This is a genomic window from Thioalkalivibrio sp. ALE9 (genome assembly GCF_000377445.1).
Lineage (GTDB): Bacteria > Pseudomonadota > Gammaproteobacteria > Ectothiorhodospirales > Ectothiorhodospiraceae > Thioalkalivibrio.
Window position 1 is genome coordinate 1 of sequence record NZ_KB898130.1, and the last position, 15,043, is coordinate 15,043.

At 67.3% G+C, this 15,043-nt stretch carries 13 protein-coding genes; 4 read left to right on the forward strand and 9 right to left on the reverse strand.

The window, feature by feature from the left end:
* Together D106_RS14305 and D106_RS0110740 are read right to left on the reverse strand one after the other, a co-directional pair.
* Positions 1-204: transposase (locus D106_RS14305; RefSeq protein ID WP_018880017.1), on the reverse strand; the 204-nt coding region annotated here is incomplete at its 3' end.
* A gap of 94 nt (positions 205-298) precedes the next feature.
* Positions 299-604, reverse strand: a complete 306-nt coding sequence (locus tag D106_RS0110740; protein ID WP_018880018.1) for a hypothetical protein — start codon at positions 602-604, stop codon at positions 299-301.
* 126 nt (positions 605-730) lie between these two features.
* Here D106_RS0110740 and D106_RS0110745 point away from each other — a divergent pair, with 126 nt between their 5' ends.
* From D106_RS0110745 to D106_RS0110755, 3 genes are all read left to right on the forward strand, one after another.
* Positions 731-1,666 (forward strand): histone deacetylase family protein, encoded by a 936-nt coding sequence (locus D106_RS0110745; protein WP_018880019.1) that lies wholly within the window; start codon positions 731-733, stop codon positions 1,664-1,666.
* A gap of 146 nt (positions 1,667-1,812) precedes the next feature.
* Positions 1,813-3,432 carry a BCCT family transporter gene (locus D106_RS0110750; RefSeq protein WP_018880020.1) on the forward strand — a complete coding sequence of 540 codons (1,620 nt, stop codon included), beginning with the start codon at positions 1,813-1,815 and terminating at the stop codon, positions 3,430-3,432.
* A 132-nt stretch (positions 3,433-3,564) separates the two neighbouring features.
* Positions 3,565-4,143 carry a CPBP family intramembrane glutamic endopeptidase gene (locus D106_RS0110755; RefSeq protein WP_018876374.1) on the forward strand — a complete coding sequence of 193 codons (579 nt, stop codon included), beginning with the start codon at positions 3,565-3,567 and terminating at the stop codon, positions 4,141-4,143.
* Positions 4,144-4,169: 26 nt separating this feature from the next.
* Here D106_RS0110755 and D106_RS0110760 read toward each other — a convergent pair whose 3' ends face one another.
* A complete protein-coding gene (locus D106_RS0110760; RefSeq protein WP_018866122.1) occupies positions 4,170-5,426 on the reverse strand; it encodes a bifunctional diguanylate cyclase/phosphodiesterase in 1,257 nt (418 codons plus the stop codon).
* A gap of 163 nt (positions 5,427-5,589) precedes the next feature.
* Positions 5,590-6,837 (reverse strand): HD-GYP domain-containing protein, encoded by a 1,248-nt coding sequence (locus tag D106_RS0110765; RefSeq protein ID WP_051077461.1) that lies wholly within the window; start codon positions 6,835-6,837, stop codon positions 5,590-5,592.
* 208 nt (positions 6,838-7,045) lie between these two features.
* Here D106_RS0110765 and D106_RS0110770 point away from each other — a divergent pair, with 208 nt between their 5' ends.
* A complete protein-coding gene (locus D106_RS0110770) occupies positions 7,046-9,184 on the forward strand; it encodes a DUF1631 family protein (RefSeq protein ID WP_018880022.1) in 2,139 nt (712 codons plus the stop codon).
* Positions 9,185-9,205: 21 nt separating this feature from the next.
* Here the strand turns inward: D106_RS0110770 and D106_RS0110775 are convergent, their stop codons facing one another.
* From D106_RS0110775 to amrS, 5 genes are all read right to left on the reverse strand, one after another.
* Positions 9,206-11,530, reverse strand: coding sequence for an HDOD domain-containing protein (locus D106_RS0110775; protein ID WP_018880023.1), 2,325 nt, complete (start codon positions 11,528-11,530; stop codon positions 9,206-9,208).
* Between the two features lie 158 nt (positions 11,531-11,688).
* A complete protein-coding gene (locus tag D106_RS0110780) occupies positions 11,689-12,069 on the reverse strand; it encodes a DUF2237 family protein (RefSeq protein WP_018866118.1) in 381 nt (126 codons plus the stop codon).
* A 118-nt stretch (positions 12,070-12,187) separates the two neighbouring features.
* Complete coding sequence (locus tag D106_RS0110785; protein WP_018880024.1) at positions 12,188-13,219, reverse strand: DUF2235 domain-containing protein; 1,032 nt, start codon at positions 13,217-13,219, stop codon at positions 12,188-12,190.
* A gap of 76 nt (positions 13,220-13,295) precedes the next feature.
* A complete protein-coding gene (locus D106_RS0110790; RefSeq protein WP_026280648.1) occupies positions 13,296-13,832 on the reverse strand; it encodes an Hsp20/alpha crystallin family protein in 537 nt (178 codons plus the stop codon).
* Between the two features lie 80 nt (positions 13,833-13,912).
* Positions 13,913-15,019: an AmmeMemoRadiSam system radical SAM enzyme gene (amrS, locus tag D106_RS0110795; RefSeq protein WP_018880026.1), complete on the reverse strand. Its 1,107-nt coding sequence runs from the start codon at positions 15,017-15,019 to the stop codon at positions 13,913-13,915.
* Positions 15,020-15,043 lie beyond the last annotated feature (24 nt).

Consider the following 15,043-nt stretch of genomic DNA (forward strand, 5'->3'; position numbering starts at 1 on the left):
CCGTTGCTGTTCCGCCGTCAGCGGCCGACCCTCGCCCGGTTGCCCCGTGCGCTCCGCCTTGAGTTGATCGACCCAGCGGCGAACGGCCGTCTCGCCTAGATCCTGATCCCGGCATACGACCGAGACCTCCAGACCGTCATCGACCACCATCCGGGCCACGCGCTCCTTGTATTCGCTTGAAAAACTTCGGCGCTTGCGTGCCATGGTTGTTCTCCTCGTCCAGGGGGTATCGTCCCACCTAACGAGGTGTCCACGGAAATTAGACCAGCTCAGAGGACAACCTTGTGAGACTCCACACCTAGAGGTATTTCATCCGCGCCCGCAGGGCATCCGGGTCGGAGACGACGTCCTGCAGGCTGGCGCCGTCGTCGCGGCTCCCCACCACCAGGCCCTTGCCCGACACCGGGATCACGTTGTCGATCTGGAAACGCCCGGTCGTCCCCCGCAGGAAGCACTCCTCGTCGAAGAACAGGCGGTCACCATCGGGACCGATCTCGTCGGACTCGAGCGTATCGAAACCGATCAGCCGCGCGATATCCTCGCGCCCTTCCACCTCCACCGCCTCGATCGTCTGCTTCTCCGGGTCGATCAGCAAGGCCTTCATGCACATCTCCTCTGCACCATGGATTGATCCCGCGTCCTACCGTACCGGCTGGGGCCGCACGGGGCCACCGCATTGGCCGCCGTCTGCCCCCTATACTCGCAGGAGGTGCCCCGACGGAGGCTGACCATGACCCATACGGCCTATATCTCGCACCCCGACTGCCTGCTGCACGATCCAGGCCCGACCCACCCGGAGCGCCCCGGCCGCCTGCACGCGATCCGCAATGCCCTGCTCGACGAAGGCCTGCTGGAAGGCCTGATCCTGCTGGATGCGCCCCCGGCCACCGACGCGCAACTCGAGCGGGTCCACAGCCCGGCGCATGTCGCACGCATACGGGCCAGCGCCCCGGCGCCCGGGCAGCAGACGATGCTCGACGCGGACACCGTCATGAACGAAGGCTCGCTGGCGGCCGCCCTGCACGCGGCCGGGGCCGGAGTCGCGGGCGTGCGGGCCGTGATGGAGGGGGAAGCCGACCATGTCTTCTGCGCCGTCCGCCCGCCCGGCCATCACGCCGAACGCGAGCGGGCCATGGGCTTTTGTCTGTTCAACAACATCGCGGTGGCGGCCGCCCACGCGCTGGCGCGCTACGGCCTCGCGCGCGTGGCGATCGCGGACTTCGACGTCCACCACGGGAACGGGACCGAGGACATCTTCCGGGAGGACCCTCGGGTGCTCTACTGCTCTTCCTTCCAGCACCCGTTCTACCCGGGCACACCGCTGGCCGAACGCGATCACCTGATCCACACGCCCCTGGCCGCCGGCACCGACGGCGCAAACTTTCGCGCCGCGATCGAACGCGACTGGCTGCCCGCTCTGGATCTCTTTCAGCCGGAGCTGGTGCTGGTCTCGGCCGGGTTCGACGGCCACCGGGACGACCACCTGGCCAGCCTGCACCTGGCGGAAGACGACTTCGCCTGGATTTCGCGTGCCCTGGTCGATGTCGCCGCGCGCCACGCTGGCGGGCGCCTGGTCTCCATGCTGGAGGGTGGATACGACTTCTCGTCGCTCGGGCGCAGCGCGGCGGCCCATGTCCGCGCCCTCTGCGAGCTGTCGCGCCGCTGAGGCGCCGGGCCCCTCCCTCACGCCGGTAAAACGCATTCTGGACCGGCCCTTTGCATTTTTGTGGTGCAGTGTCTTTACTCGACAGGGTTGCGACGGGCCGACATTCGGCCAAGGCAACATGCCAGAAAAAAGCCAAGGAGGAGACGGTGAGCGAGAATCCGCAGGACCTGGAAAAACAGAAAGAGGCACTGGAAGCCGAATACGACACCGACCACGAGATTGGCGAGCAGAACATCAATCCGCTGGGGCTGGACCTGCACAACCCGGTCTTCGTGGTCAGCGCATTCCTGATCGTCGTATTCGTCATCCTGTCCCTGATCTTTCCGGAACAGGCCAACGAACACCTCGACGCCACGCGCCAGTGGATCGGCCGCACCTTCGACTGGCTGTTCCTGTCGGCCGGCAACATCTTCGTTCTGTTCTGTCTGGCCCTGATCCTGCTGCCGATCGGGCGCATCCGCATTGGCGGCCAGGACGCCAAGCCGGAGTTCTCCGTGATCTCCTGGTTCTCCATGCTGTTTGCCGCCGGCATGGGTATCGGCCTGATGTTCTGGAGCGTGGCCGAGCCCGTTGGTTACTTCACCGAATGGTTCGGCACACCCCTGGGCATCGAAGGCGGGACCGAGGAATCCCGCCAGGCGGCGCTGGGCGCAACCATGTATCACTGGGGCCTGCATCCCTGGGCGATCTACGCGGTGGTCGGCCTGGCGCTCGCGTTCTTCGCCTACAACAAGGGCCTTCCGCTGACCATCCGTTCGGCCTTCTATCCCCTCCTCGGCGAGCGCGTCTGGGGGCCGATCGGTCACGTGATCGATACCCTGGCCGTACTGGCCACCATGTTCGGCCTGGCCACCTCGCTGGGCCTGGGGGCACAGCAGGCCGCCTCGGGAATGGAATTCCTGTTCGGCATCGACTCGGGCCTGAATACGCAGGTCGCCATCATCATCGGCGTGACCATCATCGCCCTGCTGTCGATCATGCGCGGCATCCATGGCGGCGTGAAGGTCCTGAGCAACATCAACCTGCTGTTCGCCGCGCTGCTGCTGCTGTTCGTGATGGTGGCCGGAGGGGTTCTGGCGTTCCTGTCCAGCGTCGGCACTACGGTCGGCGGCTACGTGCAGTACATCCTGCCGCTCAGCAACCCGGTCGGGCGCGAGGACGAGACCTTCTACCACGCCTGGACGATCTTCTTCTGGGCCTGGTGGATCTCCTGGTCGCCGTTCGTCGGCATGTTCATCGCGCGCGTCTCCCGCGGGCGCACCGTGCGCCAGTTCGTCACCGCCGTCTTGCTGGTGCCGACCCTGGTCACGGTGATCTGGATGAGCGCCTTCGGCGGCTCCGGCCTGGACCAGGCACGCGAGGGGATCGGCGCCCTGGCCGACGGCATCTCCGACTCGTCGCTGGCGCTGTTCCAGATGCTGGAACACCTGCCGTTCACGGCGATCACCTCGTTCCTGGCCATCGCCCTGGTGCTGGTGTTCTTCATCACCTCGTCGGATTCCGGTTCGCTGGTGATCGATTCCATCACCTCGGGCGGCAAGACCGATGCCCCGCAGTCCCAGCGCCTGTTCTGGGCCACCACCGAGGGCGTGGTCGCCGGTGTCCTGCTGGCGGTTGGCGGGGCCGCGGCCCTCAACGCCCTGCAGGCCGGGGCGGTCAGTACCGGCCTGCCGTTTGTCATCGTGCTGCTGCTGATGTGCATCAGCCTGATGAAGGGGCTGTTCCACGAACTGGCCCTGATCCGCATCGAGGAAGCCAGGACCTGACGACCCCCACGGGCCATCCAGGGCCTTCACTCCACCCCGCGCCCGCCCGTCCGGCGGCGCGGGTTTTTTTCGTGCGGGACAACCGCCCCCGGGATCGGGCATCCTCTCGCGAATGAATCCGTCCACCCTGCCATGAGCCTGCGTAAGGCCATCGCGCGGCACCCATTGCTGGCCGGCCTGGTCTTTCAGGCCGCGCTGATCCCGCTCGCCCTGATCCTGGCCCGCGTTGCCGGGATCCCGCTGGCCGAGCGGATCGAGTGGAGCCTGGACGCCGCCGCCCTGGGCGCCCTCGCCGTACTGCCCATGCTGATCCTGCTGGGCGCGCTCGCCATCAGTGGCTGGGAGCCCTATCGTGCCCTGGCCGATCAGGTGCGGGATTTTGTGCACCAGCTCTTTCGGCACGCCCTGCCCGGTGCCGTGCTGCTGATCTCCATCCTCGCGGGCGTGGGCGAGGAACTGCTGGTGCGGGGTGTGCTGCAGGGGTGGCTGACCGAACGCTGGTCCGCCGAGTGGGCCATCGTCGCCGCCGCGGTGGTCTTTGGACTGGCCCATTCGATCAGCCGCCTGTATTTCGTGTTCGCCACGATCATCGGGCTGTACCTCGGGGTGCTGTACCACCTCACCGGCAACCTGCTGGTGGTCATCGTCACCCACGCCCTGTACGACTGGATCGTGATCCACCTGTACCTGCGTTCACGATCGACAGGATAGGCAGCGAACGCATCAGGCCAGCGCTGTCAATCGCGCGTCCGCAACATCTGCTCCATGAAGTATCCCAGGCGGGCCGGCCGGCCGAGGTAGAACCCCTGCACCAGATCACAGTCCAGGGCCCGCAGACGGGTCAGCGTGTCCTCGTCCTCGACCCCTTCAGCCACGACCGTCAGGCCCAGTTTGTGTCCAAGGCCGACCATGGACTCCACGATGCGCTGATGCGGGGGACTGGCGCTGAGTTCGTGGACAAAGGTCATGTCGATCTTGAGTTCGTCCAGGGGCATGCGCAGCAGCCGCTCCATGGATGAATAGCCGATGCCGAAGTCGTCCATGGAGAGGCGCAGCCCGAGCCCCTTCATGCTGTGCAGGGCGTCGCGCGCGGTGGCATCGTGGCTCTCCATCACCGCCGTCTCGGTCAGTTCGATCGTGACCTGCTCGGGTGGCACGCCCCAGAGGTCCAGCGACTGGGCCACCAGGTCCACCACCTCCGGCTCCTGCAGATCATCCGCGGAAAAGTTCACCGACACCCCGACGCCCAGCCCGGCCTGGCGGTATTCGGCGCACTGGCGCAACGCGGTGTTGAAGACCCAGTGGGTCAGGCGCGGCATCAGATCGGTCCCCTCCGCCGCGCGCACCATGGTGTCCGGCCGGATCGCGCCATATTCCGGGTGATCCCAGCGCAGCAGGGCCTCGGCCGATTCCACCCGCCCCGAAGCCAGGGCGATCTGCGGCTGATACTCGAGGTGCAGGGCTCCCTCCTCGATCGCATCGCCCAGCTGCGACCACAGGTCGACACCCTCCAGCATCGTCTCGGCTGCGTCGGGGGCATGCAGGCGCAGGCGGACCCGTTCACGCCGAGCCTTGCGCATCGCCGCACAGGCCTGGGCCAGCAGGGTCGGCGGGGCTACGGCGCGCCCGCCCCGGGACAGGGCCAGTCCGACCCGCGGCCACAGGAGCACCTCGCGCTCGCCGCAGGGAAAAGGCTCGCCCAGCACCCGCAGCATCTTGTGGCCCGCCAGCTCGGCGAATCCGCTGCCGTCCACATGGGGCAGCATGCAGGCGAGCTGGTGGCGTCCCGTCATCCCGACGAACCCGCCCGGCAAGGCGGTCGCCAGAGCCTCGCCGGCCTGGCGCAGCAACCGGTCCGTCACGTCATAACCCAGGGCGGCATCAATATCGCCCAAGCCCTCCAGATCGACCACGGCCAGGGCCGGCGAACGCGCACCGCAACCCGCCTGCAGGCGTTCGAGAAAGGCTGGATAGTCCGATAGATTCGACAACATCGCTGGGCTCCGGCATTGCGCCCGCGCGGCGCCTCCAGGAAAAGACTGAATCCGTTCGGTCCGGCCGTGTGCCACGAACGCTGTAGCGGACCAGGAACCACTCACCTGGCACAGGGACGCCGGCCGCCGCTTGTAACCAAACCGGACATTTTTTCAGTCTTTTCTAGAGATAATAGCGTGCAGGATCGACTCCGTAGGCCCCGGCCGGCAAATCGCGCACGATCTGCCGTTGCGCACCCTCGGATTCCGGGTCCGTCGACCCTAGGTCGAGTTCCAGCGGATCGGGGTAAGGCTGACGCTGCGGATCCAGGATGCGCATGACCCGAGGCATGAAGCGCTGGGTCCGCCGGTGGCTCAGGACGATGGCGACCTCGCCGCTGTCCAGCTCCACAAGACTGCCCACCGGGAACAGCCCCACGCAGTGCGTGAACTGGTCGACCAGCGCCGAGTTCAATCCCCAGCGGCCATGCTCGCGCAGTTCCTTGAGCGCCTCGAAGGGCGTTCCCGCCAGGCGCCGATCCGCCAGCAGTTCCTCGTAGGAGTCCACGATCGCCGCCATCCGCGCGCAGGCGCTGATCTCGTTGGCCACCAGCCCCCGCGGATAGCCGCGACCGTCCTCGCGCTCGTGATGCTGAAGGACGATATCGCGGACCTTATCGGGGATGCCGTGGGAGCGCTGCAGGATCTGCTCGCCGTACTCCACGTGCCGCTGCATCTCGCGGCGCTCGTTGGGGGACAGCCGCTTTCCCCGCTCCAGCAAGGCTCGGGGCAACTGCATCTTGCCCACGTCCATCAACAGCCCGCCCAGCCCCAGGATCGACAGCTCGCCGCGGTCCAGCCCCAGGTGCCGTCCCAGCGCCAGCAGATGCACGGACACCCGCAGGGAGTGGTCGTACAGGACATCGCCGGAATCGCGCAGTCGGGCCAGCAACAACAGAGCATCGGGATTGCGCTCCACGCTCTCGCGCAGCGCCTCCGAGGCCTCCCGCGCCGCCGCGACGCGCACCCCGGGATTGCGCTCCATCTCGGTCCGGATGCGATCGAGAATGGTACCGGCCGTGGCCCAGGCCTCGCTTGCGGCCGGGAGTTCCTCGTCCACGCTGCACTGATCGCGGTAGACGGTCATTCCCCGAAACTGGGCCGCCTCGGCGCGACCGGGAACGGCTACGGTCAGCGCCGCTTCGCGGGTGGCGGGCGCAAGTCGGGTCAGCGACTCCGGGGCACTCTTCTCCCGGTCCACGAACACGTGGCGACAATGGCGGGCCAGCTCGTCGATGTCCTCCTGCGAGCGGATCAGAATGCCCTCGACCCAGTACGGCGTATCCCGCCACGGGCGGTCGAGCTGGCTTACGTACATGCCAACCCGCAACTCCGCGACGGGAATCTCCTGTTGTATCAATCCCCAGGACATGCCAGGAACACTCCGCTTGCCATCCGGCGCTCTCGTAACTCACACCTTCAGTATTGTTTTCTACACTACCCAGACGCCCCGCCCCAGGCCAGCCCGTTAGTGCGCCGGCCGTGAATCGCTAACGCTCGGCGCCCCGAACCCGTGCACACATCACGATTTTGCGGGACGATGGACCCGCAGCGACGACGATCCCACGCCGGAGTGCCTCATGCCAGCCGACCAGGACACCCTCCTTGGCTCCCCCCGCCAGCCGCTCAAGGCCTCCGGCAAATGGACCGGGATGGCCGGGCTGTCGATCGTGCAGCGAGAGCAGCTCGCCGAGATGGTCGTGCCCCGGGTGATCGAACACCTGGAGCGCTGCCTGTCGACGGCCCGCGACGAATGGGAGGCCGGACGCACCTGGGGCAATGTGACGGGCAATCCCCTCCTGTGGGCGAATGACTTCCGCATGTTCGAGAAGCGCGTGACCCGGGACTTCCAGGACACCCTGATGGAGGACTTCCGCAGCCACGACTACCCCCCGCAGTACGAGTTCTCGGGGGTCGCGTTCGCGGATCAGGACGACGGTCTCAGCATCCTCGACGACTACCAGTCCACGCGGCGGTCGCTGCGGCACAAGCTGGAAGGCTCGATGCGCGAGAACAACCGCTACTCGCACTACGTGTTCACCCAGGCCGCGCGCGAAAAGAACCGCTTCGAGCATCCCAACTGGGCGCCCTGGTCACCGCTGCACTGGTACGAGCGCCTGATCGAGATTGGCGAGCTGTACTTCGGCAAGACCGAGATGACCCTGGACCTGATGCGCTCCTACCTGGACTGCATGCAGAAGACCGCGGCCCCCACCCTGGCCTTCGTGGTCGAGGCGATCGAACACTGCGGGCTGATCACCGAGACACCGGCCGCCCCCGAGTCCAGCGAAACCCTGCGCCGCAACGCCTCGTGGAAACGCCTCGCCGGCGCACGCGATACCGACGCCTCCGCGGAACCGGACGCCGACCCCGCCACGACGACCTCCGGGTGGCGGCCCTCCACGCGCAAGGCCGAGGCCGACGAACCCGCGCGCATGCCCGACACCGAGGCCGACCCGGCACAGTGGGCCGCCTGGGCCTCGAACATGGTGCAGTCCCCGGTGTTTCGCCCGGTCGAAGGTGATGGCGGCGGGCAAGCGGCGGGCTCCGCGGGCTCCGGCAACGCGGCCCCGATGACGGCCTTCGTCATGCCCTCCGATCAGCCGGACCCGCGCGCCTCGCTGATGCCGTTCATCCACGACCTGCTGCAGGGGCTGTTCGACCACATCTTCCGCGAGGTGGGGTTCAACCCGGCCGTGCGCGCCGAGATCGGCGAGATGCAGTACCCGCTGGCCACCGCCGTCATCCGGGATCTCGGCTTTTTCCGCGACCGCTCGCACCCCTTGCGCCTGTGGATCGGGAGCCTGATCAACGTCGCCATACGCATCAATCCGGAGTCGGAACCCGACAGCGAGGATGTGGAACGCTACCTGGGCTGTATCCGGCGTTCGATCGAATACTTGCGTAACCGGGCCGACCGCCTCGACCGCGACAGCGCCGAGGTGCTGATGAACCAGTTCCTCGAGAGCGTGGAGAACGAGGACGCCCTCTGGCACGCCCGCCAGATCACCCAGATCGACCTGCCCAACGCCGAGGAATGGGCCGAACAGGCCCGACGCAATCTGGCGCTGGCCGCGCTGGAGACCGGGGCCGACCTCCCGGAGACCGCGGCCGAGGAGATCTTCCAGTCCTGGGAGACCGTGCTGGCCGTGGAGCACGACGCCGGCGAGGCCGGGGAGGCCCTGCATCGCGTGCTGCGCCAGGTCGTGCGCCACATCTGCAACATGGCCACCGCCGCCGAGGTGAATCCGCTGGTGGTCGAGGCAAAGGAACACGCCCGCGCCGCGGGCCTGGGGGACGACCGCATCCGCGACCTGGTGCAGCACCTGGGCAAGGCCCACCTCTACCGCCTGCGGGCCCCGGAGGACGCCGAGCGCTTCGACCCGCGGGCACGGCTGCAGACACGCGAATCCGTGCGCTACGAGGACGACGACCCGACACTGGACCAGGACCGCGACGACGACCACGTCTTCGCCGCGATCGGGCTCGACATCGGAGACTGGTTCGAATTCTGCGACGACGCCGGCGAGAACCCGCGGCGCCTGGCCCTGATCTGGCGCGGCGACACGACGCGGCGCTTCTTCTTCCTGTCCCTCGACGGCGTGCACGCCCGCCGCCACAGCCTGCAGGGCGTGGCCCAGGAGCTGCGCCAGGGCCGCATGCGCGCGCTGCCGGAGGACAACCCGCTGGACGCCATTATCGAGGCCCCGGGGGGCTGAGCCCCCGCGCAGCCGGATCGGTCAGTCGCGCGCCTGGCGGATCGCCAGGGCCAGCTGGTTGCGCACCGCCTTCAGCGCCCGCAACACGCTCGGGTCCAGCGAAACGCCTTCCGGCAATTCCAGGTAGAGCAATCCCACACACCGATCCCGCACCGCCAGGGGCAGCAACAGGAAGCTGCGCGCATCCAGGGCCTGCCGGAACTCATCGGGGATATAGCGGCTGATCGATGCCTCGTGGCTGTCGCTGATGACCAGATCCTTTTGCTGCTCCAGGGCGAGGGACAGGATGTCGCCCTTGCCCGCTACGCTCAGGCGCAAGCGACCGGACAGGGTCTCCGCGTCCTGACCAAACGCGGTATGGGCCACCAGGACCCGGTGCTCGCGGTCCGCCAGCATCAGCATGACCCGGCGCAGGCCCAGCGCCTGATACAGCGTCTCGAGCGTCGTCTGGACCAGCGCGTTCAGGTCGAACTCGACGACCATGCTGTCCAGCATGTCGGTCAGGGCCTCCATCAGCGCCGCGGCCTGAACGGCGGGCTCCTGCCCGGCCCGCGGGAGCGCATCCCCGGCTCCCGGCTCGGGTTCCAGCGCCTCCGCTTCGCCGTCATCAATGCGTACCCCCAGGTTCGCCTTCAGGCGGTTCAGCGGTTCCCGACCTTCCGGCGGCAGCTTGACCACCGCCAGGAAGTGATCCATATGCTCGCGTCCCGAGCGGATCGCCCGCTGCATGCCGCGCGCATCCACGCCCAGGGCATGTTCATAGCGCCGGCGCAGATCGGTCAGCAAAGCCCCCTGCTGGTCGCGCTCGGCGCGGGTGATGCACTGGCCCATCTCGGAGGCCAGGGTCACGATGCGATGCAGGCGCTGATCGGCATCCCGGGCCGCCGGCAGGATGCCGGATGGAGCGCGCTCTACCGATGCCACCAGCTCGCGCGGGAAATTCCAGTCCTCCAGTACGCTGCGCGCCAGCGCCTCGTAGGAGATCCCCAGCACCTGGCGGGCGGCACTGTCCTCCCCCGTGCCCTGACCCACACGGATGCGGATCTCGTCCGCTTCCTCGGGCAGGTAGTACAGCACCAGCATGCGCCCGATATCGTGGAACAGCGCGCAAACGAAGGCCTGCTCGCTCTCCACCCCGCCAACCTGCTCCGCCAGATCGCGCGCCAGCATGGCGCTGAACAGCGTGCCGACCAGGGCCTCCATCAGGCGACCGGAATGCCGGCCGCCCTTGAGGTTTTCGAACAGCACCAGCCCGAGCGCGGCCGTGCGCACCTGCTCGAAACCAAGCAGCACGATCGCGCGCGACACCGTCCGGATATTGCCGCCGAAGTTGCTGTAAAAGGGCGAGTTGGCCAGTCGCAGCAGCTTCTGGGTGGTGGCGTAATCCTTCAGCACCGCGTTCGACAGCTCCGCCACCGAACGCTTCATGGTGTCATCGGAACACTGGGTAATCTCGCGGATGTGGCTGGAGATCCCGGGAAAATCCGGCTTGCGCCGGATCTTGCGCAGGATGAAATCCTGCGACCCGGCGTCCTGCGAGCCTTCCCCCTCCAGGGCCGCCACCAGTGCCTCGCGAAACTCGCGGGCCGAGGCAAAGCGTTCCGCCGGATCGGGGCGGGTCGCCCGCAGGATCAGGGCATCGAAGCGCTCGTCGCCATTACCGGTACGACCGGATGGTGGCTCCAGCCCCGCCGCCAGCATCGACTGCCGGATCGCCTCCGGATCCTCGCCTCCAAAGGCGCGTTCACCCGTCAGCATCTCGAAGAACAGGGCCCCCAGCGAGAAGACGTCGGAGCGTTCGCTGGCCGCTTCGCCTGCCAGCTGTTCCGGGGCCAGGTAGTAGGGGGTGTCCGGCAGGTGGCTCTCGCCACGGGCCGCGGCGTCGGGCAGCGCCATGCCCAGCCCGGTGATGCGTGCATGCCCCTCGGGGTTCACGGTCACGTTGGCCGGCTGCAGGGTCCCGTGCAGGATGCCCTGCTCATGGGCCGCCGCCGCGGCGTCCAGCAGCTCGCGCATCAGGGCCAGGCCACGATCAATCGGCAGCGCGCCCCCGGCCAGGATCCGGTCCAGGGTCTCGCCCTCAACGTACTCGAACACCAGGTAGACGCCCTGAGCGTAGTTCCCCGCCTCGAAGATCGGCGCAATATTCGGATGCCGGAAGCGGCTCAGGCGACGCGCGTCCGCAAGCAGGGCCTGACGGGTGAGCTCGTCGGCGCCCGCCTGGGTCAGCGTACGAATCGCGACCTGCCGGTCCAGTACCGGATCGTGCGCCACGTAGAGCCCGTCGCGGGTACTGGCACCCAGCGTCCGCAGAATGCGGAAGCGTTCAATCTCGGGAACCGCCATGTGCTCAGCCATCCGCCCGAACCCCGACCGCACCCCACCCCTGTCCAGGGCGCCTGCTCGCGCCCGGCATGCTCGGATCCATCCGTATCTCTCCCTAATTTACAGCGGGCCGGCCCCATCCCGGCCCTGCGCCGATATTCCGCGGTGGATTGCCCCGCTCAATCGGCCGGGTCGCGCGCGTGTTCCTTCAGGATATCCAGCGGAATGACCGCCAGGGTCTCCTCGTGCGTGGCGCGCAGAAACACACCCGGGGCCGCCCCCGCCCGGTAGGCCTCCAGCCAGCGCGCGGCACACAGGCACCAGCGATCCCCTGCCTCCAGGCCGGGGAAGCCGAACTCCGGTACCGGTGTCATCAGATCATTCCCCTGCGCCAGGGAAAAATCCAGGAACTCGCGCGTGACCTCGGCACACACGGTGTGCATGCCCTGGTCGTCATAGCCCGTGGCGCAACGGCCGTCGCGATAAAAGCCGGTCACCGGGTCCCGGCCGCAGGGCTCGAGCGCCCCGCCAAACACATTCTTGGAGGGAAAAGGCTGCATGGAAAACTCCCCGTTCGTGGTCCCTACAGCATAACGGACACCCCCCCGCCCCATGCGAGCGACTACTCGGCCCGCGGGAATTTCACTGGCACCGGCCTCAATCTTGAGGAAACACTGATCAGTCGGCATCCGGCCAGCCCCACTCAACCACGTGGTCGCGCAGGTTGTCGGGCCGATAGTCGGGATCCTGCTGGTACCGATCGAGGACGCCGGGATGCAGTTCCGTCGGATACCCCGGCTGGTGCAATGGACGCCGGTGGCGGCGGCGCAAGCGATAGATGTGCCGCCGTGAACGATGCAGCGGGGCCAGTGGATCGGGCCGCAGGGCATCGACCAGGTGTGGCTCCACCTGCAGGCCGGCCGCCCGCGCCTGGTCGATCATCCATGCGAGCGGCGCCTCCGACGCCAGACGCCCATCGGTATCCGGGGCATAGCCGCCCCCCACATCGGCATGCACCCCGCTGAACCAGACCTGTTTGAGGTCCAGCCCCGGGCGCGGCTCCCACAGGGTCGGCTCGAAGTCGGCGCGGGTCTCGTCGATCGCCATCGCATGCCGCGCGACCCGCACGTTGGGGCCCAGCTTGGTGTCGTAGAACTCGTCAGTGCGGTCGAACAGCCCCAGCAGGGAGAACGGGATGCCCAGGGCGCCCACCGTATCCCAGACCCCGACAAAGCGGATCTCCCGCGAGGGGTGGGCATACGCCGCCCGGAACTCGCGCGAGGCCGACCCCTCCGGCGCATGGCTGGCCGCGGTCTTCTTGTAGTGACGGAAGGCCTGTTCGATCAGGCGCGCGTCCGGGCGCCTCAGGATCCCGCAGTTGTTGATCAGCCCGCACAGGCTGCGCACGGTGTAGGCACCGCGACTGAAGCCGAACAGAAAGATCTCGCTGCCGGGGTCGTAGTTCTGGACGATGTAGCGATAGGCATCCTGGATGTTCTTGTGGATGCCCCGCCCGGTCACGCCGCCCGTTACCTTCGCGTAGTACGCCCCGACACCCCAGTCGTAGAAGACCTGCTGGGGGTCACCACTGGCGTCGGCGGGCGCGATGGCCCGCGCCAGACGCAGCACGTTGGTCGGCACGTCCGACTCGACGTCCTCCTCGGGGCGATTCCAGGTCCCGTCCGCGCAAATCACGATCCGTCGTGTCATCCGCTTGCCTCATAGCCTGTTCGCAGAGGAACGCCCCACGGAAACCGCATACCTGCCGGCGGGGGCATCTCGCTCGTCAGGAGCCGATCTCGATCCGGCGCACTCCCGGCCGCGCGTCCTCCGCACGGCGGGGAATGTCGATCGTCAGCACGCCGTTCTTGAACCGCGCCTGGATCGCATCGACATCCGCATCCCCCGGCAGGCTGAGGATCCGGCGGAACTGCCCGTAGGCCCGCTCGACCCGATGATAGCCCTGGTCTTCTTCGTCGGTTTCCTGGCTCTTCTCGCCGGAGATGATCAGGTCGTCGCCGTCCACGGTCAGGTCGATCGCGTCCTCCTCGATACCCGGCACCTCGACGGTGATCCGGTAGGCCTTGCGGCTCTCGGCAATATCCACACTGGGCTTGAGCAGCAGCGAGGCCGCATCGCGCCCGCGCCCGCCGAGAGCGGCACCGAAGAAGTCCTCGAACATCCGGTCCATCTCCCGGTGCATGCGCATCAGCGGATCACGCATGGGCACCTCCGACATCTCGCCACGGGCCGGAACCACCTCCGGGTTCGCCGCCTCCTCGCGCTTGAACCAGTTCCACGGCTTGAGCTTTTGCAGGTCCATGATCATCACCTCCGGTAGAAATCCAACCCTGTCTAGCGAATTAACTAGGTCGCCCAAAGGGACTTTTCAAGCCCGGTGAATCAAGCCCTTCGAAAGTCGGCCAGCCGCACCGACTGACGCCGGGCACCCCAGGTGCCGGGGCGGGACTCGAAGACACCCGGGACCGATGCCCCGCAGGCGTTGCAACAGCCATCGGCGGTCAGATTCCAGTCCGACAGTTCATACCAGTCGCGCCCGATCAGGCGTTGCCCGCACCCCGCACACCAGGTGCTTTGGCCGTCCGCATCGTGCACATTGCCGGTGTACACGTGATGCAGGCCCTGCTCGCGGGCGATCCGGCGTGCCCGCTGCAGGGTCTCGATCGGCGTGCGCCGGTGTTCCGTCATTTTGAAATCCGGATGGAAGGCCGTGAAGTGCAGCGGCACATCCGGGCCCAGGTGTTCCAGGATCCATTGCGCCATCGACGTAATCTCCGCGTCGCTGTCGTTCTCGCCGGGGATCAGCAACGTGGTGATCTCGACCCAGGTATCGGTCTCGTGTACCAGCCACTCCAGGGTGTCGAGCACCGGCTGCAGATGCGCCCCGGTCAGCTTGTGGTAGAAGCGATCGGTGAACGCCTTTAGATCCACGTTCGCCGCGTCCATGGCGGCAAAGAACTCGCCGCGAGCCTGTTCGGTGATGTAACCGGCGGTGACCGCCACCGAGCGGATGCCCCGCGCACGGCAGGCAGCCGCGACGTCGATGGCGTATTCATGGAAGATCACCGGGTCGTTGTAGGTGAAGGCCACCGCGCGGCAACCCAGCGCCTCGGCCACGCGGGCGATGGTCTCGGGATCGGCACGGTCCGCCAGGGTGTCGATCTCGCGCGACTTGCTGATATCCCAGTTCTGGCAGAACTTGCAGGCCAGGTTGCAGCCCGCCGTACCGAACGAGAGCACCGGGCTGCCCGGCAGGAAGTGGTCGAGCGGCTTCTTCTCGATCGGGTCGACACAGTAGCCGGAGGAGCGCCCGTAGCTGGTCAGCACCACGGCATCGTCGAGGTTGGCGCGGACAAAGCAGGCCCCGCGCTGCCCGGGCTTCAGCTTGCAGTAGCGCGGGCACAGGTCGCATTGCACGCGGCCATCCTCCAGGCTGTGCCAGTAGCGAGTGGCCACCGTGAAGGCGTCATGTTCAGGGGTGTCGTTCATATCCGGTCCGGCTCGTGGTTCATA